Source organism: Streptomyces sp. NPDC058632 (assembly GCF_042717095.1).
In the GTDB taxonomy this organism is placed as follows: Bacteria; Actinomycetota; Actinomycetes; order Streptomycetales; family Streptomycetaceae; genus Streptomyces.
The window spans coordinates 15,904-40,417 of the sequence record NZ_JBHXQZ010000039.1 but is presented as its reverse complement, the minus strand read 5'-3'; the positions used below and the strand labels follow the sequence as shown (position 1 = coordinate 40,417).

Annotated in this window: 22 protein-coding genes and 1 pseudogene; 13 read left to right on the top strand and 10 right to left on the bottom strand. The window is 70.9% G+C overall.

Annotated features, from left to right (window positions below; translation table 11 throughout):
- The first annotated feature begins 49 nt into the window (after positions 1–49).
- From ACFWVE_RS17075 to ACFWVE_RS17055, 5 genes are all read left to right on the top strand, one after another.
- Complete coding sequence (locus ACFWVE_RS17075; protein ID WP_384014334.1) at positions 50–817, top strand: sulfite exporter TauE/SafE family protein; 768 nt, start codon at positions 50–52, stop codon at positions 815–817.
- A gap of 217 nt (positions 818–1,034) precedes the next feature.
- Positions 1,035–1,553, top strand: a complete 519-nt coding sequence (locus tag ACFWVE_RS17070; RefSeq protein WP_384014331.1) for a toxin-antitoxin system HicB family antitoxin — start codon at positions 1,035–1,037, stop codon at positions 1,551–1,553.
- A 95-nt stretch (positions 1,554–1,648) separates the two neighbouring features.
- The gene (locus ACFWVE_RS17065; protein WP_384014328.1) at positions 1,649–2,491 is read left to right on the top strand and encodes a DUF4097 domain-containing protein; all 843 of its coding nucleotides are present in this window, start codon (positions 1,649–1,651) and stop codon (positions 2,489–2,491) included.
- A 60-nt stretch (positions 2,492–2,551) separates the two neighbouring features.
- Positions 2,552–3,553 (top strand): ATP-binding cassette domain-containing protein, encoded by a 1,002-nt coding sequence (locus ACFWVE_RS17060; RefSeq protein WP_384014325.1) that lies wholly within the window; start codon positions 2,552–2,554, stop codon positions 3,551–3,553.
- A complete protein-coding gene (locus ACFWVE_RS17055) occupies positions 3,550–4,341 on the top strand; it encodes an ABC transporter permease (RefSeq protein WP_384014322.1) in 792 nt (263 codons plus the stop codon). The genes ACFWVE_RS17060 and ACFWVE_RS17055 overlap by 4 nt, the downstream gene beginning before the upstream one ends.
- On the opposite strand, the gene ACFWVE_RS17050 is transcribed toward ACFWVE_RS17055, so the two are convergent.
- From ACFWVE_RS17050 to ACFWVE_RS17020, 7 genes are all read right to left on the bottom strand, one after another.
- Positions 4,322–4,486 carry a hypothetical protein gene (locus ACFWVE_RS17050; RefSeq protein ID WP_384014319.1) on the bottom strand — a complete coding sequence of 55 codons (165 nt, stop codon included), beginning with the start codon at positions 4,484–4,486 and terminating at the stop codon, positions 4,322–4,324. The genes ACFWVE_RS17055 and ACFWVE_RS17050 overlap by 20 nt on opposite strands.
- A gap of 36 nt (positions 4,487–4,522) precedes the next feature.
- On the bottom strand, positions 4,523–4,765 hold the full coding sequence (locus tag ACFWVE_RS17045) for a DUF6411 family protein (protein ID WP_384014317.1): 243 nt from the start codon (positions 4,763–4,765) through the stop codon (positions 4,523–4,525).
- A gap of 321 nt (positions 4,766–5,086) precedes the next feature.
- Entirely contained in the window at positions 5,087–7,564 is a 2,478-nt protein-coding gene (locus ACFWVE_RS17040) for a glycoside hydrolase family 3 protein (RefSeq protein ID WP_384014314.1), read from the bottom strand.
- A 518-nt stretch (positions 7,565–8,082) separates the two neighbouring features.
- On the bottom strand, positions 8,083–10,653 hold the full coding sequence (locus tag ACFWVE_RS17035) for a family 78 glycoside hydrolase catalytic domain (protein WP_384014311.1): 2,571 nt from the start codon (positions 10,651–10,653) through the stop codon (positions 8,083–8,085).
- Between the two features lie 81 nt (positions 10,654–10,734).
- Entirely contained in the window at positions 10,735–11,538 is an 804-nt protein-coding gene (locus ACFWVE_RS17030; RefSeq protein WP_384014308.1) for a carbohydrate ABC transporter permease, read from the bottom strand.
- Positions 11,539–11,648: 110 nt separating this feature from the next.
- Complete coding sequence (locus ACFWVE_RS17025; RefSeq protein ID WP_384014305.1) at positions 11,649–12,533, bottom strand: carbohydrate ABC transporter permease; 885 nt, start codon at positions 12,531–12,533, stop codon at positions 11,649–11,651.
- A gap of 99 nt (positions 12,534–12,632) precedes the next feature.
- The gene (locus ACFWVE_RS17020) at positions 12,633–13,949 is read right to left on the bottom strand and encodes an ABC transporter substrate-binding protein (protein WP_384014302.1); all 1,317 of its coding nucleotides are present in this window, start codon (positions 13,947–13,949) and stop codon (positions 12,633–12,635) included.
- Positions 13,950–14,250: 301 nt separating this feature from the next.
- On the opposite strand from ACFWVE_RS17020, the gene ACFWVE_RS17015 reads away from it, so the two are divergent.
- The gene (locus tag ACFWVE_RS17015; protein WP_384014299.1) at positions 14,251–15,264 is read left to right on the top strand and encodes a LacI family DNA-binding transcriptional regulator; all 1,014 of its coding nucleotides are present in this window, start codon (positions 14,251–14,253) and stop codon (positions 15,262–15,264) included.
- 114 nt (positions 15,265–15,378) lie between these two features.
- Here the strand turns inward: ACFWVE_RS17015 and ACFWVE_RS17010 are convergent, their stop codons facing one another.
- Both ACFWVE_RS17010 and ACFWVE_RS17005 read right to left on the bottom strand, forming a co-directional pair.
- On the bottom strand, positions 15,379–15,744 hold the full coding sequence (locus ACFWVE_RS17010; RefSeq protein WP_384014296.1) for a hypothetical protein: 366 nt from the start codon (positions 15,742–15,744) through the stop codon (positions 15,379–15,381).
- A 261-nt stretch (positions 15,745–16,005) separates the two neighbouring features.
- Entirely contained in the window at positions 16,006–16,923 is a 918-nt protein-coding gene (locus tag ACFWVE_RS17005; protein WP_384014294.1) for a LysR family transcriptional regulator, read from the bottom strand.
- A gap of 127 nt (positions 16,924–17,050) precedes the next feature.
- On the opposite strand from ACFWVE_RS17005, the gene ACFWVE_RS17000 reads away from it, so the two are divergent.
- From ACFWVE_RS17000 to ACFWVE_RS16970, 7 genes and pseudogenes are all read left to right on the top strand, one after another.
- Positions 17,051–18,052 carry a fumarylacetoacetate hydrolase family protein gene (locus ACFWVE_RS17000; protein ID WP_384014291.1) on the top strand — a complete coding sequence of 334 codons (1,002 nt, stop codon included), beginning with the start codon at positions 17,051–17,053 and terminating at the stop codon, positions 18,050–18,052.
- The gene (locus tag ACFWVE_RS16995) at positions 18,049–19,011 is read left to right on the top strand and encodes a cyclase family protein (protein ID WP_384014288.1); all 963 of its coding nucleotides are present in this window, start codon (positions 18,049–18,051) and stop codon (positions 19,009–19,011) included. The genes ACFWVE_RS17000 and ACFWVE_RS16995 overlap by 4 nt, the downstream gene beginning before the upstream one ends.
- 23 nt (positions 19,012–19,034) lie before the next feature.
- Complete coding sequence (locus ACFWVE_RS16990; protein WP_384014285.1) at positions 19,035–20,165, top strand: FAD-dependent oxidoreductase; 1,131 nt, start codon at positions 19,035–19,037, stop codon at positions 20,163–20,165.
- Positions 20,162–21,181 (top strand): amidohydrolase family protein, encoded by a 1,020-nt coding sequence (locus ACFWVE_RS16985; RefSeq protein ID WP_384014282.1) that lies wholly within the window; start codon positions 20,162–20,164, stop codon positions 21,179–21,181. Before ACFWVE_RS16990 ends, ACFWVE_RS16985 begins: the two co-directional genes overlap by 4 nt.
- Positions 21,178–22,116 carry a VOC family protein gene (locus tag ACFWVE_RS16980; protein WP_384014279.1) on the top strand — a complete coding sequence of 313 codons (939 nt, stop codon included), beginning with the start codon at positions 21,178–21,180 and terminating at the stop codon, positions 22,114–22,116. The genes ACFWVE_RS16985 and ACFWVE_RS16980 overlap by 4 nt, the downstream gene beginning before the upstream one ends.
- A gap of 126 nt (positions 22,117–22,242) precedes the next feature.
- A complete protein-coding gene (locus tag ACFWVE_RS16975; protein ID WP_384014277.1) occupies positions 22,243–23,214 on the top strand; it encodes a fumarylacetoacetate hydrolase family protein in 972 nt (323 codons plus the stop codon).
- A pseudogene (locus tag ACFWVE_RS16970) lies at positions 23,211–23,675 on the top strand (SDR family NAD(P)-dependent oxidoreductase); the annotation flags it as partial. The gene ACFWVE_RS16975 and the pseudogene ACFWVE_RS16970, both read left to right, overlap by 4 nt.
- 41 nt (positions 23,676–23,716) lie before the next feature.
- Here the strand turns inward: ACFWVE_RS16970 and ACFWVE_RS16965 are convergent.
- The gene (locus tag ACFWVE_RS16965) at positions 23,717–24,484 is read right to left on the bottom strand and encodes a class I SAM-dependent methyltransferase (protein WP_384014274.1); all 768 of its coding nucleotides are present in this window, start codon (positions 24,482–24,484) and stop codon (positions 23,717–23,719) included.
- Positions 24,485–24,514 lie beyond the last annotated feature (30 nt).

Sequence of the window (24,514 nt, the reverse complement as noted above, 5' to 3'; positions counted from 1 at the left end):
CGACCTTCATGGCGGGGAGGCGACTCACCGAACCCCGAAGGAGATGGCCTTGTCCATCTGGGAGGCGCTGGCGGTCTTCGCCGCCGGAATCGGCGCCGGCACCATCAACACCGTCGTCGGCTCGGGCACGCTGATCACGTTTCCCGTCCTGCTCGCCACCGGGCTGCCCCCGGTGACCGCCACCGTGTCCAACGCCCTCGGGCTGATCCCCGGTTCCGTCAGCGGCGCCATAGGTTACCGGGCGGAGCTCAAGGGCCAGCGCCGTCTCGTCCTGCGGCTCGGCGTGGCCGCGGCGGTCGGCGGACTCGCCGGGGCGATGCTGCTGCTCACGCTCCCCGCGACCGCCTTCGAGACGATCGTCCCCGTGCTGGTCGCGCTCGCGCTGGTCCTCGTCGTGCTCCAGCCCCGTGTCTCCGCCCGTGTCCAGCGCCGCCGTGCGCGCACGGGCGCGGTCACCAGGAGCGACGGCGGCCCCCTCCTCTTCGGCGGACTCCTGCTCGCCAGCGTCTACGGCGGCTATTTCACGGCCGCCCAGGGGATCATCTACCTCTCCCTGATGGGCATGCTGCTCGACGACACCCTCCAGCGTCTGAACGCCGTCAAGAACGTCCTCGCCGCCGTCGTGAACAGCATCGCGGCCCTGTTCTTCCTGTTCGTCGCCGACTTCGACTGGACCGCCGTCCTGCTCATCGCCGTGGGCTCGGCGATCGGCGGCCAGGTGGGCGCGAAGGTCGGGCGGCGGCTCCCCCCGCGCATCCTGCGGATCTTCATCGTCGTGGTCGGCACCGTCGCCATCGTCCAACTGCTTCTACGCTGACCCGGCATGCGGCACCACATGGCACCGGATGGTGCCATCCGGTGTCACCTGGCACCACTCCGCGTCCCCCAAGAGCCCACGAGCGGGCATGGCGCCACCGTGAATCGAGCCACCCTCTTCGCGTTTCCGCAGGTAGAGCGACCATCTTTGAACTTGCCCCCACACAAGGCACCGTTCGGGCTTGCACATGGCACCACTACGGTGCCATAGTGGCGCCATGGACCTCACCCCGTATGTCGACGCCCTCCGCCGCGAACTCGCGGTGGCTGCCGAAGCCGGCGGCGACGAAGCCCGCGAGCTGGCCGAGAGGCTCACCGCGCCCCTGGAGTCGGCGACCCGGCTGGCCATGCTCAACGTGCTCTCCGCCGCGACGGACGAGATCACCCGCGAACTCGCCCCCGGCTCGGTCGACGTACGGCTGCGCGGGCTCGACCCCGACTTCGTGGTGACTCTGCCGCCCACCGACAGTGGCGCCCCCGCGCAGCCGGCCGCACCCGTCGAACTACTCGGGACCCCGGTCCCGGCCGACGGCGACGAGGGCGGCACCGCCCGCGTCAACCTGCGTCTGCCAGCCCACCTCAAGGCCCGCGCCGAGGAGGCCGCGACCCGCGAGGGCCTGTCGGTCAACGCGTGGCTGGTGCGCGCCGTGTCGGCCGCGGTCGACGGCGGCACCCGGCCGCGCACGGCGGAGAAGACCCGGACCGTCGGACAGAGCTTCACGGGCTGGGTGCGCTGACCGCACCCCGCCCGCACCACTCCACCCGAACCACTTCACTCACACCACGCCCCACCAGCGGGGACGACCTGAAGACCCAAGAGGACGGGACAGCCATGCCTTCTTTCGACACTCCCGAAGCGATCTCGGCCACGGCACGCGTGGAGGCCGGTTCCATCCAGTTCACCGCGAACGACCGCCTCGACACCGTCGTCGAGGTACGGCCCCGCGACCCGAAGAAGGACCAGGACGTGCGGACGGCCGACCAGACCGAGGTCACGTACGCGAACGGCGTTCTGACCGTCAGGACGCCCAAGGCCGGCCTGTTCGGCCGCACCGGAACCGTCGACGTGACGGTCGAACTGCCCACCGGCTCGCGCGTCGACATGACCGGCGCCTGGGTCCAGGTGCTCGGCGAGGGGCGTCTCGGCGAGGTCCGCGTGAAGGTCTCGTCCGGGGACGTCCGCCTCGATGCGACCGGCCCGCTGCAGCTGACCGCGTCGCACGGCTCGATCACCGTGGAGCGGGTCGAGGGCATGGCCGAGATCGCCACCAGCTCCGGCAGCCTGCGCGTCGGCCTCGTCGACGGCCCCGCCGTCCTGAAGAACTCGCACGGCACCACGACCGTCGGCGCCGCGATCGGCGCGCTGCGGGTGAGGGGCGCCAACGGCGACATCGAGATCCGGCGCGCCGAGGACTCGGTCACCGCCACCACCGCCCACGGCACCCTGCGGGTGGGTGAAGTGGCTCGCGGAACCGTCCAGTTGGAGACCTCCTCCGGTGCCATCGAGGTCGGCGTCCGCGAGGGCACGGCCGCCTGGCTGGACGTCGGCTCGGGCTCCGGCCAGGTACGCAACACGCTCACCGCGTCCGAGTCCCCGAAGGACACCGAGGACACCGTCGAGGTCCGCGCCCGGACCCGGCACGGCAACATCGACATCCGCCGCGCCAAGGTCTGAGCCCCACACCCGCGACCGGCCGCACCTCCCACCCACTTCGGCTTCCAAACGGAGGGCCCCATGCCTTCATCTGTCATGCCCATGCAGAGCGACGGTCACCCGTCGCCGGCCGCCGTCTCCACGGTCGGCCTGCGCAAGTCGTACGGCGACAAGACCGTGCTCGACGGCATCGACCTGCGCATCCCGGCCGGGTCCGTGTTCGCGCTGCTCGGCCCGAACGGCGCCGGCAAGACCACCGCCGTGAAGATCCTCTCCACGCTCATCACCGCAGACGGCGGGCAGGCCCAGGTCGCGGGGCACGACGTCGCCACGTCACCGGACGGGGTACGTGCCGCGATCGGCGTCACCGGGCAGTTCTCCGCCGTCGACGGCCTGATCACCGGCGAGGAGAACATGCTCCTCATGGCGGACCTGCACCACCTGTCCAAGCGCGAGGGCCGGCGGGTCACCGCCGAGCTGCTGGAGCGGTTCGGCCTCGTCGACGCCGCGAGGAAGCCCGCCCAGAGCTACTCGGGCGGCATGAAGCGCCGCCTCGACATCGCCATGACCCTGGTCGGCGGACCGCGGATCATCTTCCTCGACGAGCCGACCACCGGCCTCGACCCGCGCAGCCGCCACACCATGTGGGGCATCATCCGTGAGCTCGTCTCCGACGGCGTCACCGTCTTCCTCACCACCCAGTACCTGGAGGAAGCCGACGAGCTCGCCGACCGCATCGCGGTGCTGAACGACGGCAGGATCGCCGCCGAGGGCAGCGCCGACGAGCTGAAGCGGATCGTCCCCGGCGGACACGTCCGGCTGCGGTTCACCGACCCGGAGGCGTACCGGTCCGCCGCCGCCGCCCTGCGCGAGGCCGGCGGGGACGACGAGGCACTGGCGCTGCAGATCCCCAGCGACGGCAGCCAGCGCGAACTGCGCTCCATCCTCGACCGGCTGGACTCGGCCGGCATCGAGGCGGACGAGCTGACCGTGCACACCCCCGACCTCAACGACGTGTTCTTCGCCCTGACCGGATCCAACGTGCCCACCCGGCCGAACCAGCCCAAGGAGACTGCCCGATGAGCTCTCTCTCCCTCGCCGTGCGCGACTCGTCCACGATGCTGCGACGCAACCTCCTGCACGCGCGCCGCTACCCGTCCCTCACCCTGAACCTGCTGCTCACGCCGATCGTCCTGCTGCTGCTGTTCGTCTATGTCTTCGGCGACGTGATGAGCGCGGGCATCGGCGGCGGCGGCGCCGACCGCTCGGAGTACGTCGCGTATCTCGTCCCGGGCATCCTGCTGATGACCATCGGCGGCACCCTGGTCGGCACCGCGGTGTCCGTCTCCAACGACATGACCGAGGGCATCATCGCCCGCTTCCGCACGATGGCGATCCACCGCGGTTCCGTGCTCGTCGGACACGTCATCGGCAGCGTGCTGCAGTCGGTCATCAGCGTGGTTCTCGTCGGTGCCGTCGGCGTGGCCATCGGCTTCCGGTCCACGGACGCCACGGCCCTGGAGTGGGTCGCGGCGTTCGGGCTGCTCACGCTGTTCGCCCTGGCGTTCACCTGGATCGCGGTCGGGATGGGCATGGTCAGCCCGAATGCCGAGGCGGCCAGCAACAACGCACTGCCGCTGATCTTCCTCCCGCTCATCTCCAGCGCCTTCGTCCCGGTCGACGCGATGCCGGGCTGGTTCCGGCCCATCGCCGAGTACCAGCCCTTCACCCCGGCCATCGAGACCCTGCGGGGACTGCTGCTCGGCACCGGGATCGGCAACAACGGCTGGATCACCATCGTCTGGTGCCTGGGCCTGGCGGCGCTCGGTTACCGCTGGTCGAAGGCGGTGTTCAACCGCGACCCGAAGTGACCGCGCGGACCGCCTCCCCCGACTCGTCCCGCTCCAGGACGGCGTACGCCGACACCGCGTCGGCGTACGCCGTCCCGGCGGCATTCTCCGCCGCCTCCCGGGCGGCCCGCGCCGCCGGCACCTTCGCGAACCCCCTGCGCCTCACAGGACCACTGGAACCGTGCGGATCGGACGGACCGGGTCAGAAGGGCAGTCGGCCCCGGGTGCGGCGGCCGGCCGCGCCGCTGCGGCCCACAGCGCGTGAACTGGTGTGGAACGGCTTGCTGAAGAGCCTGCCGAAGATGCCGGGCGCCTTACCGCCGACGCGCGCACCTGCGCCCAGCGAACGCTGCGTGCCGCGTTCGGGGTGGCGGGAGATACGGGGGACGAGGAAGGCCAGCACGGCCAGGACGACACATACACCCACAATGCCGACGACTATCACGACCGGCTCCCTTGGTTGCTCGATTGGCTGATGGACAGACGTCTGCCCCGTCATGTCACCTGTATGCGACCGGCAGCGCCGTCGGCTTCGCGTGCGGGCGGCGCGCCGGGGAGGGAGCAGCCGACCGGCAGGGCGGTTGCGAGGATGAGTGCGAGGGCTGAGCGGGAGAGGCGTGAGGTACCTGCACGAACGGGCTCCGAACGATGATCGACAGGGTGTTGGCGGCTCACCGCCGGCGTCGGCCGGCCGGTGGACAGCGGCGTACGGTCCGTGTGACGCCCCCGCACCGGCGGGGGCGTCACACGGAAGGCGCCGAGGGGGTCAGCCGATGGTCAGGGTCCGCCGTGCTGTGAAGGTGCGGGACGAACGCGCCGTCGCGAAGGTGTAGCGCCCGGGTACGAGGGTCCAGGTGTCCGGCTTCCGGACGGTGAGGTCCTGCGCGGGGATGGTGAGACGGAGCCGTTCGGCTCCCGCCGGCGGGAGCGTGATCTTCCGGAAGGCGACCAGGCGGCGTGGTTCCGCCGCTGCCGCGCTCGGCAGCGTGGCGTACACCTGTACGACTTCGGTGCCCCGGCGCCGGCCGGTGTTGGTGACGGTGACGGCGAGGGTGACGTTCCCGGCCGCAGGGTCGTAGGCGGCTTCGAGGGAACCGTGGGTGAAGGTGGTGTAGGACAGGCCGTGGCCGAAGGGGAAGCGGGGCTGCTGTCCCTTGCTGTCCCAGTAGCGGTGGCCGACGGCGATGCCCTCGTCGTAGGAGACGGTGCCGTCGGTGCCGGGGTAGGTGGCGGGGGTGGTGCCCGGTCCCTGGGCGGCGTCGGCGGGGAAGGTGACCGGGAGGCGGCCGGCGGGGTCGCTGTCGCCGAAGAGGACGGCGGCCACGGCGGTACCCGCGCCGCGGCCGCCGTACCACGCCTGGATGACGGCTTCCACGTCCTCCAGCCAGGGGGTGGCGACGGGACCGTCGGTGTTGAGGACGACGACGGTGCGCGGGTTGGCGGCCGCGACGGCGGTGATGAGCCGGTCCTGGTCGCCGGGCAGTTCGAGCCGCTCGTGGTCCATGGCTTCGCCGGCGACCCGGTTGACGAAGACGACGGCCGCGTCGGCCGCCCGGGCCGCCGCCACCGCGGCGGGGATGAGGGAGTCGGGTTGCCAGCCGAGGGTGAGGCCGCAGGTGCCGGGCTCCGCGGTGGCGTTGGTGTAGGTGAGTTCGACGGTGGCGGCCTGGCCTGCGGTCAGTTCGGCGGTGCCCTGGAGCGGATAGTCGTAGGGGCCGAGGAAGAAGCGGCGCATCTGCCGGGTGCCGGAGACGACGGTCCCTCCGTTGATCTTCAGTGACGTGGTTCCGGCGGGCAGCAGGGAGAAGCGGTGCAGGCCGGTGGTGGTCGGGAGCAGGGTGCCGGTCCACTTCGCCGACCACACCGCGGGCAGTCCCTCGACCGGTGCGGTGGTGAAGTCGACGGTCGGGTCGGTCCGGGTCGTGACCGGTGTGCCGGTGGCGTCGGCTCCCGCGTAGTAGGTGCCGGTCAGCCCGGCCGCCCCGGTGGCGGTGCGCAGGGCGCCCGAGGGGATCGTGGTGAGGGGGACGTCGCCCTTGGTGCCCTGGGCGTGGGTGACCGCGACGGAGCCACCGGCCCGCGTGCGGATCGCCTCCAGGGGGGTGGTCCAGGTGCCGGGGTCGACGTAGGTGGAGCCGGCCACGCCGGTGAGGGTGTCGGTACCGGCGGGGCCGACGACGGCCAGAGTCTTCAGTGACGCGGGAAGCGGCAGCGCCGAGGAACGGTTGGCGAGCAGCACCGTGGAGGCGACCGCGGTCTCGTGGGCGAGGTTCTTGTGTTCCTCGGTGCTGACGTTGCCGGCCGGTGTGGGGAGAGGATGGTCGAAGAGGCCGTTCGCGTACATGGTGACGAGGATGCGGCGGGCGGCGTCGTCGAGCCGCGCGGCCGGTATCGCGCCGCCGGTGAGGGAGCCCGCGGGAATGTTGACGGCGCCGGGTCCGAGGCCGGCGAGGTCCATTCCGGCGCGGGCGGCGGCGACTTGGTCGTCGCCGGCCCAGAAGTCGGGCACGGTGTGACCCTGGAGGCCGATGTTCTTCTTCAGGTCGTCGAACAGGGCGGGGTTCTGGGTGGCGAAAATGCCGTTGATCTTCGGGTAGGCCATCATCACCGACGTGGTCGGCGCGGCGGCGACGACGCGGCGGAAGGGCGCCTCGTAGATCTCGTGCAGAGCGCGGTCGGAGACCTCGGTGTCGGTGAAGAAGCGGTTGGCTTCCTGGGTGTAGGCGGCGAAGTGCTTGACGGTGGCCGCCACATGCCGGTTCTGCATGGCGACGGTGAGGGCCGCGCCCAGTCGGCCGGCCAGCAGCGGGTCCTCCCCCATGGCTTCGGCCTGACGACCGAAGCGCCAGGTGCGGGTCAGGTCGACGGTGGGGCCGAGAAGGTTGTTGTAGCCCTTGGCGCGACCTTCCGCACCGACGGCCCGCCCGATACGGCCCATGAGGTCTTCGTCGAAGGTCGCCGCCTGTGCCGCGGGCACGGGGAAGGCGGTCACGCCCTTCTCGCCCCGCAGCCCCGCCGAGGCGTCGACCATGGTGAGCGCCGGGATGCCCAGGGGGGCGACGGCGGCGAAGTCGCACCGGACGAGGGCCTCCTTCTCGGCGGCCGTCATCCGGGCGAGCATCGCGTCCGCCCGGTCCTGCGAGGCGGCGCCGGAGGCGGCGACCGCCTGGTCGCCCATGGCCGGCGTCATGCTCACGGCCAGGGCGGTGAAGGTGGCGGCAGAGAGGAACGTTCGTCTGTTCACAGCGGCTCTCCGGACGGAAAGGACGGCTGCTCGACGCGCCGCCGCGGGGGTGGGGGGAGGCGAGGCCGACCGAGGGGTCAGGTCCACGGCCGGCCTCAGTTTGATGGGAATCCGAGGACGGTGACGCACGGTGCGCACCCAAAAAGGCGCGCCCTTCATTTCACTTCTTTCGAGACAACAGCCGCCGCGTCCCACGGCAACGATTTCAGCGTCCGTTGACACCGTCTCGCGAAGTGCTTCATCCAACGAACGGGAAACTATGGCTTGTTGTTCCTCAGGTCAACCCTCGTACGACACTTTCCTTCACAACCCCCATGACCAGGGAATATCAGCGGATCCGAATTGAAAGACGATCTGAAATTTCAATTGAATAATCGCGTGGAGCACTCCCTTATCAGCGCGACGGATGGGAACCATTCGCTGGACGAATACGGAAGCTCCCGCACTCGTCTTGAAAACAGCAGAGCCCGGCGCATTTCAGTCGTGCGCCGGGCTCTGCTGCCGGGTCGGATGGCCGCTCAGGCAGCCTCTGTGGCGAGTTCCGCCGTGTCCAGGACGTGCTCGCCCGGCCCCAGAGCGACCGGAGCGCAGCCGGGGAGTTCGGCGGTGGCCGTGCAGCCTTCCGGCACCGTGATACGGGCCGTCAGCCCGGTGGCCCGGAGTTCCCAGGACAGCGACGCCGTTCCGTAGGGCGTGTCGTGGCGGGTGCGGGCCCAGGTGATGCCGCCACCGGGGCGCGGCCGGAAGGCGATGCCGCGGTAGCCGGGCGCGGTGGCGGTGATGCCGCCGACGACGCGGTGCAGCCAGTCGGCGACGGCACCGAGGGCGTAGTGGTTGAAGGAGGTCATGCCGCCCGGGTTGAGGGTGCCGTCGGGGCGCATGCTGTCCCAGCGCTCCCAGACGGTGGTGGCGCCCATCGTCACGGGGTACAGCCACGAAGGGCACTCGGTCTGAAGGAGCAGGCGGTAGGCGACGTCGAGGTGGCCGGTGCCGGTGAGGGCGTCGCAGATGAGCGGGGTGCCCACGAAGCCGGTGGCGATGCGGGCGTCGTCCTCGGCGATCAGCCGGGCCAGGCGATCGCCGGCCGCCTGCCGCTGCTTCGGTGTCAGCAGGCCGAAGGCGATGGCGACGGCGTAGGCGGTGGCACTGTCACTCGTCATGCGCCCGGAGGGCAGGACGTAACGACGTCGGAAGGCGTCGGCCACCTCGTCGGCCAGCGCCGCGTACCGCGCTGCATCCGCGCTGTCCGCCAACTCGGCAGCGGCCAGCGCGAGGTGGCGGGCGGAGTGGGCGAAGTAGGCGGTGGCGACGAGGTAGCGGTCGGTGCGGCCGGCGGCCGGATCGTCCGGCGGGGCGGCCGGGTCGAGCCAGTCCCCCAGCTGGAAGCCGGTGTCCCACAGGCGGGTCGGGCCCGCCAGCCGTTCCACGAGGTCGATCCACGCCCTGGCCATGGGGTAGTGACGGCGCAGAAGGTCGAGGTCGCCGAAACGCTGGTAGAGCATCCAGGGAGTGAGGGTCACCACGTCGCCCCAGGCGGCCCCGGGATGAATCGGGGTCCACATCGGCTCGCCCGGGATGACGGGCACGTACCAGGGGATCGTGCCGTCGGGCAGCTGTTCCAGTCCGACGTCGGTGAGCCAGGAGTCGAGCAGGCCGACGCAGTCGTAGAGGTAACTCGCGGTCGGGGTGAAGACCTGGATGTCGCCGGTCCAGCCGAGGCGTTCGTCGCGCTGGGGGCAGTCGGTGGGGATGTCGACGAAGTTGCCGCGCATGCTCCACACGACGTTCTCGTGCAGGCGGTTGACCATCGGGTCACTGCACTCGAACCAGCCGGTGCGGCGCATGTCCGTGTGGTACACGCGGGCGGTCACCGTGTCCGCGGTCAAGTCGCCCGGCCAGCCGGTGACTTCGGCGTAGCGGAAGCCGTGGAGGGTGAAGCGGGGCTCCCAGGTGAGCGGCCCCGGCCCGGAGAGGATCAACGTGTCGACGGAGTACGCCTCGCGCAGTGGCCCGGTGGCCGGTTCGCCGTCCTGCAGGACCTCGGCGTGCCGGAGGGTGAGGGTGGTGCCGGGTGGGCCGTCGACGGTGACGCGGAGGCGGCCGACGAGGTTCTGGCCGAAGTCGAGCAGGTGGCGGCCGTCGTCGGTGCGGGTGACGGTGACCGGGGTGATCTCCTGGGTGCAGCGCACCGGTGGGCCGAGGGGGGCGACGAGGGTGGCCGGGTCGCGGCTGCCGGTGCGCACGGACGTCCACTCCCCCGCTCCGGCCCCGGACGGGGTCGACCAGTAGGGGTCGTCGAGCCGGGCGTCGAAGGTCTCCCCCTCGTACAGACCGCTGGCGAGGATCGGCCCGGGCGCAGCCTTCCAGCTGTCGTCCGTGGCGAGGACGGTGGTGGTGCCGTCTTCGTACGTCACTTCCAGCTGGGCGATGAGCGACTGGTCGGTGCCGTAGATGTTGCGGGTGCCGCCGTCGAAGCCGTACCTGCCCCGGTACCAGCCGTCGCCGAGCCAGGCGCCGAGGGTGTTGGCGCCGTCGGTGAGGTGGCCGGTGACGTCGTGGGTGCGGTAGCGCAGACGGTGCGGGTAGACCGTCCAGCCCGGAGCCAGGACCTCGTCACCGACGCGGCGCCCGTTGATCTCCACCTCGTACAGGCCGTGGGCGGTGACGTAGAGGCGGGCGCGGGCGACGGGCCCGTCGAGGCGGAAATCCTTGCGGACGCGGGCCGGACGGCGCTCGGCTGCCGGGTCCTCGTCCCGGTCGGCGCCCACGGGGACGGCTTGCCAGTCGGTGGGTGCCAGGAGCCCGGCTTCGACAATGCTCGGTTCGCTCCACGCCGACGGCTCGCCGGCGTCCGGGGTCCAGACACGGACGCGGACGGCCACGTGTTCACGGGAGGTCAGCGGCTCACCGGGCCAGGCCACCAGTACCTGATCGGCACTGTTGACCCGTCCTGTGCGGTGGACGTCGCCGGAGCGGTCGAGTTGCAGCTCGTACGCCTCCTGACGGCCGGTGCCCGCGGGCAGGGTCCAGGTGAGGCGGGGGGAGGCGACTCCGATGCCGAGTCCGTCCGGGAGGTGTTCGAAGGACACCGGGGAGGGCTGAGGGGGCAGCAAAGGGGGGGACCTTTCTTTCACGTGCGGGAGCGGGCGAGCGAAGTGGCGGGCTCGTGGTCAGCCCTTGACCGCTCCCGAGGTGAGGCCCTTCATGACCTTCTGGTTGAGGAAGAGGTAGATCAGGAGGGTGCCGAAGACGTTGATGCAGATGGCGGCGAAGAGCGGACCGTACTGGGTGGCGCCGAAGTCGCCGGTGAAGTTGAGCAGGCCGACCTGGATGGTGCGCAGGTCCTGGTCGTTGGTGAAGGTCAGCGCGATGAGCAGGTCGTTCCAGATGAAGAAGAACTGCACCAGCCCGACGGTGAGCAGGGCGTTGCGGACCATGGGGATGCTGATGGTCCAGAAGGCGCGCAGGATGCCGGCGCCGTCGATGGTGGCCGCCTCGAACAGCTCCCGTGGGACGGATCGGTAGTAGGTGGCCATCATGAAGACGGTCAGGGGCAGGCCGGTGCCGGTGTAGGTGAGGACCAGCGGCCACAGGGTGCCGGACAGCCCGGTCTGGAAGTACACCGTGAACAGGGGCAGCAGGATCATCTGCGGCGGCACCATCATGCCCGCGAGGAAGACCAGCAGGGTGAGGCTGCGGCCCTTCCACACCATGATCTGCAGGGCGAAGCCGGCGGCCGTGCCGAGCAGCAGCATCAGCGCCAGGGCGGGCACGACGGCGAGCAGGCTGTTCTGCACGTACAGGCCGATGTTGCCGGTGGTCCACGCCTCGGTGTAGTTGCCCCATTCCCAGGTCGTGGGCAGGCTCCAGGTGGAGTTGTTCAGGTAGTCGTCGTTGGACTTCAGCGACGTCAGGAACATCCAGATCAGCGGGTAGATCTCGACGACCAGCAGCAGTGCGACGACGGTCTTCACCCCCAGGCGGCCTCCGCGGCGGCCTCCCCGGGCACGAGGCGCCCGGGTGGGGATGCGGCTCCGGCGGCTCGCGGAGGGCTTCGCAGGTGTGTCGATGGCGGCCATGGCTCTCAGCCCTCCGTGGGGTCGCGCCGCGAGACGCGGTAGACGACCAGGCTCACCAGCAGGCACACCACGGTCAGCAGCAGGGCGATGGTGCTGCCGTAGCCGTAGTCGCTGTAGGTGAACGACGTCTGGAACATGTACAGGGTCAGCGGGGTGGTGCCGTTGCCCGGGCCGCCGTTGGTGAGGGCGACGATCGAGTCGAAGACCTTCAGGGTGCCGTTGATGCTGAAGATCAGCGACGACATCAGCACCGGCAGGGAGAGGGGCAGCACGATGTGGCGCACCAGCCGCAGGCCCGTCGCCCCGTCCAGGCGGGCGGACTCGAGGACCTCGTCGGGGATGTCGACCAGGCCGGCGAAGAGCAGGACGGCGTAGAAGCCCATGGAGCGCCAGATGTCCATGACGGCCAGGACCCAGAAGGCGCTCCCCGCGCCGCCGAAGAAGTCGACGGATTCCAGTCCGACCGCGTTCAGCAGGGAGTTGACCGGACCCGTCTGCGGCGCGACCTGGAAGAACTTCTGGAAGAGCAGGCCGACGGCGACCGTGGGCAGCACCACGGGGAAGAACACCAACGTGCGGATCAGCGCCGAGGCGCGCTTGAGGAAGAAGACGTACAGCAGCGCCAGCAGGTAGCCGGCGACCACCTGCCCGGCGGTGACGACGACGGCGTACTTGAGGGTGAACCACAGGGCGTCGTGGACGGCCGGGTCGTCGAGCAGTCTGGAGAAGTTGGCGACACCGTTGCCGGTGAAGCCGTCGATGGTGTTGCCCTTGGTGAAGGAGTACCCGAGCGACCACACCATCGGAACCAGCATGATCAACGAGTAGACGAGGAGTGCGGGACCGAGCAGGAGCGCGACGGCCCTGCGGTCACCGAGTACGCGGTGCATGGGTGGTGTCCCGTTCGTTTCCGTTGAAGAGACCTGGCTGTCGGCGGCGGGGGCGGCTCACGGCGATACGCGAGGAGACTCGTGAGCCGTCCCGGCCGGTCACTGGGCGGCCAGCGCGTCCTGAACGGTCTGCATGAACTGCTTCGGGCTCATGCTTCCGGCGACCAGGCCCGCCGCGTTGGTCTGGGACACGGTGGTGGCCCTGGTGCTGAACAGGGCCTCGAACCACAGCACGTTCCGCTTCGAGGAGCTGATGGTGTCGCGGACCTGGGTGGTGACCTCGTTGGCGTCCTTCACCTCGGTGTTGACCTTGAAGCCGGAGATGGAGCCGTGGTCCTTCAGCGCGGTGCTGCCGTAGTTCTGCGCGATGCAGGACACCCAGTCGCCGGTCCTCTCGTCGAAGGACTTCGCGCCGAGGGTGATGCCGAGGCCGACGTTGGAGGGGTACTGGTCGATCGATCCCTTGCCGCCGGCGACGGCGGGGAAGGGCATGAAGCCGACGTTCTCGGTGCCGACCTTGTTCTGCTTCTCGTCGGAGACGTTCGCCAGGGCCCAGCTGCCCATGTAGAACATGGCGGCCTTGCCGGCGAGGAACTCGTTCATCGCGGTGTCGTAGTCGATGGAGCCGACACCCTTGCCGAAGTAGCCCTTCTCGCCCAGCTCGGCGATCTCCTCGGCGGCCTTCACGTACTCGGGATCGGTGAGCTTCGCCTTGCCGTCGGCGACCTTCTGCAGCGCGTCCGGGCCGAGGCTGCGGTAGAGGTAACCGCTGATCAGCCGGGTCAGCGGCCAGCCCTGCTGGCCGGAGGCGGAGAACGGCCGGATGCCCTTCGACTGAAGCTTCGCCGCGGCCGACACCAGCTCCTCCCAGGTGCCCGGCACCCCCAGACCGTTCTCCTGGAAGAGCTTCTTGTTGTAGAAGATGCCCTCGATGTTGTACTCGTACGGCAGCACCTGCAGCTCGCCGCCGTACAGCGCCTTGATCGTGGACACGGCGGCCGGCTCCAGCTGGTCGTGGACGCCGAGGTCCTTGAGCTCCTTCTCCAGGTCGGCGACCTTGCCCGACTTCGCCAACTGCTGGGTGAGCGCCGGGGCGTTGCCCGCCGCGAACTGCACCGGCAGCGCGTTCTGGCCGGCCAGCAGTTGCAGCTTCTGGTCCAGGCTCGCCTGCGGAACGGTCTCCACCTTCAGGGGCAGGGCGTCGTTCGCCGTCTTGCAGGCGCCCTTGGACATCGTGGTCAGTGCGGTCTTGACGGTGGTGTTCTCGGTGACGCTCAGGTGGCTGAAGTCCTTGGGCGCGGCCGAGGAGCCCCCGCCGCTGCCGCCGCAGGCGGTGGCGAGCAGCGCGAGGGAAGCGGTGCCGGCGGTGAACAGGCTCAGGCGCGCACGACGGGCACGGGGCAAACGTACGGACACGGAAGACTCCCAGGGATCTTGGAGAGAAAAGCGAGGAGTGAAGTGCGGTGCCAGGGGCGACGAACAGGCCCGGCGGGAGGCAGGCAGAGACTGTGTAAAACGTTCTCTACGGCGAGTGGGTAACACCCTGCACTTCGCCCTTGATTCCGTCAAGACACAGCCGCGTAACGCCGGATTCGCACACGAGAGGACTTGACGACACCAGGGGGTCGCCCTGTAGACCGTTACACTTATACCTACACCTACGAGAACCGGAGCGCTGACGATGGACCGGGCTGCGGCACCCAGACGGAACAGACGCGTGACCATCACCGATGTCGCCCGGCACGCCGGCGTGTCCACCGCCGCGGTCTCCAAGGTGCTGCGCAACGCCTACGGCGTAAGCCCCGCCATGCGGGAGAAGGTCACGGCGGCCATCGCCGAACTCGGTTACCGCCCGCACGCGGCGGCGCGTGGCATGCGCGGCCGGACGTACACGATCGGAGTGCTGCTGGACAACGTCCGCAACGCGTTCTTCGCGGACGTCCTCGACGGCATCCGCGACGAACTGCGCCAGAGCGAGTACACGGTGCTGATCGGTGCGGCCGGATTCGAGCCGGAGGAACAGGCCAGGACCATCCGTTCCCTGGTCGACCGTCAGATGGACGGGCTGATCCTCATCGCTCCGGGAACCCCGCGGGACGAAGTACTCGCCACGGCCGCGTCGACGCCGACCGTGGTCATCGGCCATCACGACGCCGCGGACAGCCACGATTCGGTCGTGGACGCCGACGACGTCGGTGCCGGCCTGGTCGTCGACCACCTCGTCTCGCTCGGCCACCGCGACATCGCCCTGGTGTCGGCCCCCGGCACCAGGGCCAACCGGTGGAAGCGCACCCCCGAGATCGTGCTCAGCGACGGCTACCTGGACGCCATGGAACGCCACGGCCTGACGGAGCACGCGCGCGTGCACCACGCCGCGTACTCCGACGACGGCGGCTTCAAGGCGGGCATGACCCTGCTGACGGCCGACCGCCCGCCGACCGCTGTCATGACCGGCGCCGACGTGGCCGCCCTCGGCATCTACAGGGCGGCCCACGAACTGGGCCTGCGCATCCCGGACGACCTGTCGCTCGTCGGCTACAACAACACCGCGCTGGCCGCCCTCGCCCCCGTCCAGCTCACGAGCGTCGACCAGGCCGGCCACACCATGGGCACCGCCGCCGCCCGCATGCTCATCGAACGCGTGGAAGGCCGGCGGGACCGGGCCATGCGGACGACGATGACGCCGCGACTGGTGGAGCGCGGCAGCACCACGGCCCCACGGGCCCGTTGAACCACGGGCCGGCATGTACCTGCCGCGATTCCCTCGGTCCCCGGTCGGCGAAGTCGAGCCGGGACATGGCCGGCGTCAGCAGCGACGGCAGGAGCAGCCCCGTACCCACGCAGTTCACCACGGCCCCCGCGATCGGCAGGGGCAGGCTGTCGGCCAGGCCCATGACGAGGAAGCCGACGGCACACAGCAGGAAGAGGGCCGGCAGCCGGCGTCGCGGCCGGTCGGGGAGCGGGTGAAGAGGACGGAGCCGAGCACGGTGGCTGTGCCGGCGACCGCCGTGACCACCCCGATCACCCCGGTGGAGTCCACGCCCGGATCGTCGAGGAGGAACGCCGGCTCCACCGGCACGGGGTGGAGGACGACCGCTCCGAACACGGTCAGCAGGCAGCTGCCGGCCATCAGCAGGACGGCGGGCAGCCGGCCCTGCACGGTGGGGGCGTCACCGCGGTCAGGGGCGGGCGGGGCAGCAGCAACGGGCACGGCGGCGCTCCAGGACGTGCGGCGGGAAGGTGGCGCCTCGGAGCGGACGGTTCCGGCTGTGCAGGAAACCTCGGCGCATGGGCGCGTGACGTGCCACGACTATGCGGGCCGGGCACCGGCCTGCCCACCCCTGTGGCGATCCGCTTTTCGGATGGCGTCGATCCAAGCCGTGGATGGTGCCGGTGACGGCCTACCGCGAGCCCCCGGGGGCGGGTGCCCGGACACACCGTCCGGACGCCGGCCCCGCCCATCGGACCGCGATCACACCTCGGGTACGTCGGCCAGGCGTCTGCCGACCCGCGCGGCGGTCTCACGCAGCCAGATGTGGGCCGCGTCGTGCGTGTGCACCGGGTGCCACCACAGGGCCTCCCGCAGCGGGACCGCCTCGTACGGCGGCTCCATGACGCGTACGGCGGCGAGTGGTGCGAGGAGGCGGGCGAGGCGGGCCTGGACCAGGGCGATGCGCCGGGTGCCGGCCACCAGCAGGGGCAGCAACTGGAAGCTGTCGACGGAGACCTCGACGCGCGGTTCGACGCCGAGCATGCCGAGCTGGCGCACCGCCGGGGCGTCGTAGGTGCGCTGGTAGGTGACCCACGGCAGCCGGGCCAGGTCGTGGCGGGTGAGCCGGTCGTCGACGCTGGGATGGCCGTCGGCGACGAGGAACACCCAGCGGTCCTCGTAGAGGTCGGTGGCGGGGAAGTCGCTGATGACGCCGTGCGGCATGAGCAGGCCGTCGGTGGCGCTCAGCAGCGTGGCCGTGTCGTCGACCACGGTGGTCGGGGTCTGCGCGAAGCGCAGCCGGATGCCGGGTGCCTCCTCGTGCACGACACGGGCGAGTTCGGTGCCGAAGACGGCGACGGCGTAGTCGGAGGCGATCAGCCTGAACTCGCGGCTCTCCTTGGCCGGGTCGAAGTCGGCCTGGCTGGCGAAGAGGCGTTCCAGCAGGTCGTAGGCGGTGGAGGTGCGGTCGAGGAGGACCTGGCCGAGGGCGGTGAGTTCGTAGTGGCCGCCGACGCGGGCGAGCAGGTCGTCGTCGAAGTGGCGGCGCAGCCGGGCCAGGGCCGCGCTCATGGCGGGCTGGCTGAGCCCGACCCGCTGCCCGGCGCGCGTGACGTTGCGCTCCTCCAGCAGGGCGCGCAGGGCGACGACGAGGTTGAGGTCCAGACGGGCCAGGTTCACGGGGCTTCCCCTTGTCGTACGGCACCGACCAGGACTAATTGACACGGTGGATGCCGGTCATCCACAGAATCTATTTCCCTGATCGTGGGTGGCGGGTCCAGATTAGTCGCACCGCAATCAGGAGGACATGTCCGTGAAACCTGCACCCTCGTCCGCGCTGTTCGCAGGCTCTTTCGCCCTCGGCACGCTGTCGGCCCCGGACGGGCCGGCCTTCCCCGCCCTCGTCACTCCCGACGCCCGGGTACTCGACCTGCGCGTCGCCTTCGGCGACGACCGGTTGACCACCCGGAGCATCCTGGAGAGCTGGGAGCCGGCACTGCCGCGGCTGCGGACGCTGGCGGGTGACGGCGGTCCGGAGCACAGGCCGCTGGCGGACTTCCGGGTGCACGCGCCGGTCGAGCCCCGCCAGGTGCTCCAGTCGGGGGCGAACTACCGGCAGCACGTCGTCGACCTGCACGTGGCCCACCGCGCCCCGGACGACGACCGGTCCGAGGAGGAGCGGCGCGCCGAGGCCGCGGAGATCATGGACCGCCGGGCGGCGGAGGACCTGCCGTACGTCTTCATCGGTCTGCCGAGCGCGATCACCGGCCCGTACGACGACGTCGTGCTGCCCGCCCGGGCCGAGAAGCCCGACTGGGAGCTGGAGCTGGCGGCCGTGATCGGCCGGCCCGCCCATCAGGTCTCCGTGGAGACGGCGTTGGAGTACGTCGCCGGTTACACGATCGCCAACGACCTGACCGACCGCGCGACCGTCTTCCGCCGGGACATGCCGCAGATCGGCACCGACTGGCTGCGCAGCAAGAACGCACCCGGGTTCACCCCGCTCGGCCCGTGGATCGTGCCCGCCGAGTCGATCGCGGACCCCGACGACCTGCGGCTGACGCTGAAGCTCAACGGCCAGACCATGCAGGACGAGTCCACCAAGGACATGATCTTCAACGTGGCGCGGATGGTCGCCTACGCCTCGCAGACCGCCCGTCTCCTGCCCGGTGACCTGGTGCTCACCGGCAGCCCGGCCGGCAACGGGATGCGCTGGGGCCGGCTGCTGCGCGACGGCGACGTCATGGACGGCTCCGTCACCGGGCTCGGCGCCCAGCGCACCCGCTGCGTCGCGGAGGCGGTGTCGTGATCCTGGACCGCCACGACCCCGAGGGCACGATCGCCCGCACCGCCGAGGCGTGCTCCAACTGGGGCCGCTGGGGCGGGGACGACGTGCTCGGCACCCTCAACTTCCTCGACGGGGCCAAGCGCCGCGAGGGCGCCGCGCTCGTCCGGCGGGGTGTCAGCTTCTCGCTGTCCCAGCGGTTCGACATCAACGGCCCGCAGAAGGGCTGGCGGCGGCGCACCAACCCGGTGCACACCATGCTGGACACCGGCACCGACGCCGCGCTCGGCAGCCAGGGCCTGCCGCACGGCATCGGCGGCGCCGACGACGTGATCGCGATGCCGCTGCAGTGTTCCACCCAGTGGGACGGGCTCGGGCACATCTTCGACCATGGCAGGGCGTGGAACGGCCGCCCGGCCGAGAAGGTCGTCACTTCCGACGGCGACCTGGTCACCGGCATCGAGCACATGGCCCCGCACGTGGCCGGACGCGGTGTCCTGCTCGACGTGGGCCGGGTGATCGGCGAGGACGGCGAGCTGCCCGACGGGTTCGCCGTCACCGAGGAGCATCTCACCGCAACCTCCGAGGCCCACGGCGTGGCCGTGGGACGCGGGGACATCGTGCTGGTACGCACCGGCCAGCTCGCCCGGGTCCGCCGGGACGGCTGGGGCGAATACGCGGGCGGTCCCGCGCCCGGCCTGTCGTTCACCACGGCCGGCTGGCTGCACGGCGTCGAGATCGCCGCGATCGCCACCGACACCTGGGGCTTCGAGGTCCGGCCCAACGAGTTCGAGCACGCCTTCCAGCCGCTGCACCAGGTCGCCATCCCGCACATCGGCCTGCTGATCGGCGAGATGTGGGACCTGGACGCGCTCGCCGCCGACTGCGCGGCCGACGGCGAGTACGCCTTCTGGCTCACCGCCGCTCCCCTGCCCATCACCGGCGCGGTCGGCTCCCCCGTCAACCCAATCGCCGTCAAATAGCCCGAGGGGCAAGGGAGTTCCCCATGAGCAAAGCCCGTACGGTCCTGGTGATCGGCGGGGGCGCGGCCGGCAACGCCGTGGCAATCCTGCTGCGCCGCGCCGGACTCGCCGTCGACCTGATCGAGGCCAAGGAGGACGGGAACGCCACCGCCGGCTCCGGCATCACCCTCCAGGGCAACGCCCTGCGTGTGCTGCGGGAACTGGGCGTCCGGGAGCAGGTGGAGGCGTCCGGCTTCGGCTTCGGGTCGGTCGGCATCACCGCCCCCGACGGCACCGTCCTGCACGTCCAGCGCGACCTGCGCACCGGCGGCGACGACCTGCCCGCCACCGTCGGCATGCAGCGCCCACGACTTCAGCAGATCCTCATCGAGGCCGTGCGGGCCAGTGGCGCGTCGGTCCGGCTGGGCACCACCGCCGAGATCCTGGACCAGGACGGCGAGGGCGTCTCCGTCCGCCTCAGTGACGGCACCGAGAGCCGCTACGACCTGGTCGTCGCCGCCGACGGCCTCGGCTCCACGACCCGCGCCGCGATCGGCATCACCACCAAGCCCGAGCCGACCGGCATGGCCATCTGGCGCATCGCGGCCCCCCGTCCGGCGGGCGTCGTGCGCACCGACCTCGCCTACGGCGGCCCGGCCTACATCGCCGGCTACTGCCCCACCAGCGACACCACCCTCTACGCCTACGTCGTCGAGGCCACCCGCGACCGCTCCTCCATACCCCCGGAGTCGTACGCGGACGAGATGCGCCGCCTCACCCAGCACTACGGCGGGTTCTGGCCGGAGATCACCGAGTACATCACCGACCCGGGGAAGGTCAACTACACCTGGTTCGACCGGATGCTGGTCGAGGGCTCGTGGCACCGCGGCCGGGTCGTGCTGGTCGGCGACGCCGCGCACTGCTGTCCGCCCACCCTCGCCCAGGGCGCCGCCCTGTCGATGGAGGACGCCTGGGTGCTGGCGCAGATGCTGACCACCGCGGGCACCTGGGACGACGCGCTGTTCCAGGCGTACCACGAGCGGCGGATCGCCCGTGTCCGGCCGGTGGTGGAGGCGTCGGTGCAGATCGGGCAGTGGCAGCTCGACGGAGTGCGCGACGCCGACGTGCCCGGGCTGATGGCCCGCACCATGACGATGCTGCGGGAACTGCCGTGACCGCGCCCACCGTGGACGTGCACGCCCACCTCCTGCTCCCCGGGATCGAGGCGCTCGTGGCCGGCCTGCCCGGCCACGACGCGGCCAGGGAGCTGGACGCCCGGCGCAACGGCCCCGAAGCCCTCGCCGTCAGCGGCCCCATGGTCCGCGAGCGCATCCCGGAGCTGACCGACGTCACCGTGCGCCTGGAGTCGATGGACGCCCGGGGCGTGGACGTCCAGTTGGTCAGCCCCTCTCCCTCGCACTACCACTACTGGGCGGACGAGGAGACGGCCGAGAAGGTGTACCGGCTCGCCAACGAGGCGACGGCCGCGCACTGCTCGGCCGCACCGGACCGGCTGCGCGGGCTCGGACTCGTCCCGCTCCAGCACCCGGGCCTGGCGGTCCGCGCTCTGGACCACGCCCTGGAACAGGGCCTGTCGGGCATGGAGATCTCCAGCCACGCCCCGGGCCGGGAGCTCTCGGACTCGGCCTACGAGCCTCTCTGGTCCCGCGCCGAGGAGACCGGCGCGCTCGTCTTCCTGCACCCCTTCGGGTGCACGCTCGACGAGCGGCTGGACCGGTGGTACCTGTCCAACACCGTCGGACAGCCCACCGAGAACGCCGTCGCGCTGTCACACCTGATCTTCTCCGGAGTGCTGGACCGGCACCCCGGTCTGAAGCTGATCGCGGCGCACGGCGGCGGCTACCTGCCCACGCACATCGGCCGCTCCGACCACGCCTGGTCGGCCCGCTCCGACGCGGGGGCCGGCTGCGCCCACCTGCCCAGCAGCTACCTGAAGCGGCTGTACTTCGACTCTCTCGTCCACGACCCGTACGTGCTGCGGGAGTTGGTCCGGGTCGCCGGCGCCGACCGGGTGCTGCTCGGCTCCGACTTCCCCTTCGACATGGGCAGCGAGGACCCGGTCGGCGCGCTGCGCGCCGCGCGCCTGCCCGAAGCCGACTTCGACGCCGTACGCGGCGCGAACGCCGCCGCCCTGCTCAACCTCACCCCCGCCTCCAGGAGGACCTCATGAGCGCACGCCTGCTCACCCACCTGCGGCACGTCGACCTGGCCGTGCCCGACTACGACAAGCAGCTCGACTTCTACTCCGGCGTCTGGGGCCTGACCAAGGTCGCCGAGGACTCCGGCATCTCCTTCCTGGCCGCCGAGGGCTCCCCCGAGCAGTACGTCGTGCGGCTGCGCAAGGCCGACGGGAAGCGCCTCGACCTCGTCTCCTACGGCGCCGCGAGCCCGGCCGACGTCGACGCCCTCGCCGAACAGCTCCTCACGGGCGGAGTCCAGCTGATCTCGCAGCCGGGCAGGGTCGACACGCCCGGCGGTGGCTACGGCTTCCGCTTCTTCGACGTCGACGGGCGCACCATCGAGGTCTCCGCCGACGTCGAGGTACGGCAGCACCGCAGGATCGAGGAGAAGGAGTCGATCCCGGTCAAGCTGTCCCACGTCGTGCTCAACTCCCCCGACCTGAACCGCACCCGGGAGTGGTACGAGCGCCACCTCGGCTTCGCGCTCTCGGACACGCTGAGCTCGCCGCACATGGGCGAGGTCATGCACTTCATGCGGATCAGCAACCAGCACCACTCCATGGCCCTGGCCAAGGGCCCGCACACGTCCCTGCACCACGTCTCCTTCGAGATGCGCGGCATCGACGAGTACATGCGCGGCTCCGGCCGGGTCCTCCGCGCGGGCTTCCGGAAGATCTGGGGCCCGGGCCGGCACATGGCGGGCGACAACACGTTCACCTACTTCCTCGACCCGCACGGCAACACCGTCGAGTACACCACCGAGTTGGAGTGCCTCGACGAGGACACCTGGCACCCCCACGTCTACGACTTCTCCCGGCCCGAGGTCACCGACCAGTGGGGCACTGCCAACCCCATGAACGAGCTGGTCGCCAAGGAGTCCTTCAACGACCCCGACCGCGGCGTCTTCGTCGCACCGCCGGTCTAGGCCGCCCCGTCGGTTCCCGGGAGGCGGCAGTGGTGTCCACGACCTGACCCGCACTGCCGCGCCCCGGCCCGCGGCACACCCGCTCGCCGCACCTCTCGCCCGAGTCCCCTCCGCTGGAGCCGCACCATGCGTTTCGCCGCTTACGAACACCAGCACCGCCACCGGGTGGCCGTCGTGGAGGACGACGGCACCCTCTTCCCTCTGCCGGGCGTCTCCTCCCTGTCCACTCTGATCGTGGAGACCGACGGCCTGCCCGGGCTGCTCGCCGCCGGCCGGGAGGCGCTCGACGTTCCGTCCGGCCCGCATGTCTCCCGGGTACGGCTGCTTCCCCCGCTCCAGCCGGCGTCGGTGCGGGACTTCGTCACCTTCGAGGAGCACGTCGAAGGAGTGCGCCGCTCCGTCGACGGTGTAGCGGGTGTTCCCGAGCAGTGGTACGCGGCGCCGACCTTCTACTTCACCAACCCGCACGCGATCTACGGCCACCAGGACGGCATCCCGATGCCGCCCGGTTCGACCGTGCTCGACTTCGAACTCGAAGTGGGAGCAGTCATCGGCCGGGAGGGCCGGGACCTCACCCCCGAGCAGGCCCACGACCACATCGTCGGCTACACCGTGTTCAACGACTGGTCCGCGCGCGATCTGCAGGGCGCGGAGATGAAGGTCGGCCTCGGCCCCTGCAAGGGCAAGGACACCGCCACCGCCCTCGGCCCGTACCTCGTCACCGCCGACGAGCTGGAGCCCCACCGGGACGCCGACGGCTTCCTACGCCTCGCCCTGACCGCCGAGATCAATGGCCACGTCGTCGGCAAGGACCTGCTGTCCAACATGAGCTGGACCTTCGAAGAGATGACCGCCTACGCCTCCCGCGGCACCCGTGTCGTACCGGGCGACGTCCTGGGCTCCGGCACCTGCGGCAACGGCGGGTGCCTCGCCGAACTCTGGGGCCTGCGCGGCGAGCAGACCCCGGCGCCCCTGAAGCCCGGCGACACCGTCGTCCTCACCGTCGAGGGCATCGGCACGCTCACCAACACCGTCGGCCCCGGTGTGTCGCCCGTGGCGCTGCCGGCCGGCCGCCGTCGCGGCCGTGAGCGGCCGTGAGCGGCCTGCACCCGAAGAAGCTGCTCGGCAAGGTCGTCGTGGTCACGGGCGCGGCCCGGGGCCGGGGCGCCGCCGAGGCCGAGGCCCTCACCCGCGCAGGCGCCCGCGTCATCGCCACCGATGTGGCCCCCGGCGGAAACTGCCGCCGCCTCGACGTCCAGAGCGACAAGGAGTGCGCCCGACCGGCCGTCGGGTTGAAGGACGCGTACGGACAGGTGCACGGCCTGGTGAACAACGCGGGCATCACCTGGCGCGCACGGGTCGGTGACGTCGGGGCCGAGGACTTCGAACGCGTCCACTCGGTCAGAACTACGTCTTTGGTGCCGGTCCACCCGGGCCCGCGGTCCGATTCGTCGATGCCCGGCAACGGCTGGCGTCACACCATGCGTATAGGACTGCTTGGCACCGGCAACGTTGCCCGAGCACTGGCCCACGGCCGGAGCGCCGCAGGACACGACGTACTCCTCGGTTCACGCCTGCCCGAGGACCGTGCAGGAACGCGTCAGCTCTTCAGAGCCGCCAGCACGCAGCTGTCCCCGACCTGCCACACCGGTGTGACGTGGCCGAACCCCGCCTCGTGGAGCAGTTGGGTGTGCTGGCCCACGGAGAGGTGCCGGTTGCCGTCGCCCGAGGACGGGCGGCTTTTCTCGCGCTGCTCGAACAGGTCGGTCAGCTCGGGGTCGGCGGCCACGGCCTGCCACCATGACTCCCAGTCCTCGTCCTCGGGCCCATGTGCACCGGTCCGCTCGACCCGGCGCCGTCCCACGTGGGCGGTCAGATCCGAGCAGGGCGATCCGTCCGGAGGGAAGTGGTCCCCGTTGATCAGCGCGCCGCCAGGGCGGAGAAGGGCGGCGAGAGCGCGATAGGTGCGCAGCAGGACGGGGGCGGGAAGGTAGTGCAGAGCCGTCGTGGAGACGGCGACGTCCACACTGCGGTCCAGCGTCAGCGCATCCGTCCAGCCGTCCTCGCCGATCACCGCGTCCACGTACCGGGCGGCATCCGAATGGTGGGTGCGCCCCAGCTCCAGCAGTACGGGATCCATGTCGACGGCGACGATCTCCGCGTCCGGCAGGCGTCGGGCGAGCCGGGCGGACAGGGAGCCGGGACCGCAGCCCAGGTCGAGCAGGAGCGGCCGGTCACGACCGGCGCACAGATGTTCCGTCACGTCGGCGATCACCGCGAACCGCTCCTCGCGGTCCACCGCGTAGCGCTGTTGCTGCCGTTCCCAACGCTCCACCCAGCTACTGGCCGTTCCCATACTCACGCCCATCCGGTCGTGCCACCCCATCCGTCTCTCGCC

Bases quoted from the DNA above. Each gene is read 5' to 3' on its own strand.
- ACFWVE_RS17070 (WP_384014331.1), top strand. From the start codon at position 1,035: ATGGACCTCACCCCGTATGTCGACGCCCTCCGCCGCGAACTCGCGGTG.
- ACFWVE_RS17065 (WP_384014328.1), top strand. From the start codon at position 1,649: ATGCCTTCTTTCGACACTCCCGAAGCGATCTCGGCCACGGCACGCGTG.
- ACFWVE_RS17060 (WP_384014325.1), top strand. From the start codon at position 2,552: ATGCCTTCATCTGTCATGCCCATGCAGAGCGACGGTCACCCGTCGCCG.
- ACFWVE_RS17055 (WP_384014322.1), top strand. From the start codon at position 3,550: ATGAGCTCTCTCTCCCTCGCCGTGCGCGACTCGTCCACGATGCTGCGA.
- ACFWVE_RS17025 (WP_384014305.1), bottom strand. From the start codon at position 12,533: ATGCACCGCGTACTCGGTGACCGCAGGGCCGTCGCGCTCCTGCTCGGT.
- ACFWVE_RS17000 (WP_384014291.1), top strand. From the start codon at position 17,051: ATGTCCGTGAAACCTGCACCCTCGTCCGCGCTGTTCGCAGGCTCTTTC.
- ACFWVE_RS16990 (WP_384014285.1), top strand. From the start codon at position 19,035: ATGAGCAAAGCCCGTACGGTCCTGGTGATCGGCGGGGGCGCGGCCGGC.
- ACFWVE_RS16980 (WP_384014279.1), top strand. From the start codon at position 21,178: ATGAGCGCACGCCTGCTCACCCACCTGCGGCACGTCGACCTGGCCGTG.
- ACFWVE_RS16975 (WP_384014277.1), top strand. From the start codon at position 22,243: ATGCGTTTCGCCGCTTACGAACACCAGCACCGCCACCGGGTGGCCGTC.
- ACFWVE_RS16965 (WP_384014274.1), bottom strand. From the start codon at position 24,484: ATGGGCGTGAGTATGGGAACGGCCAGTAGCTGGGTGGAGCGTTGGGAA.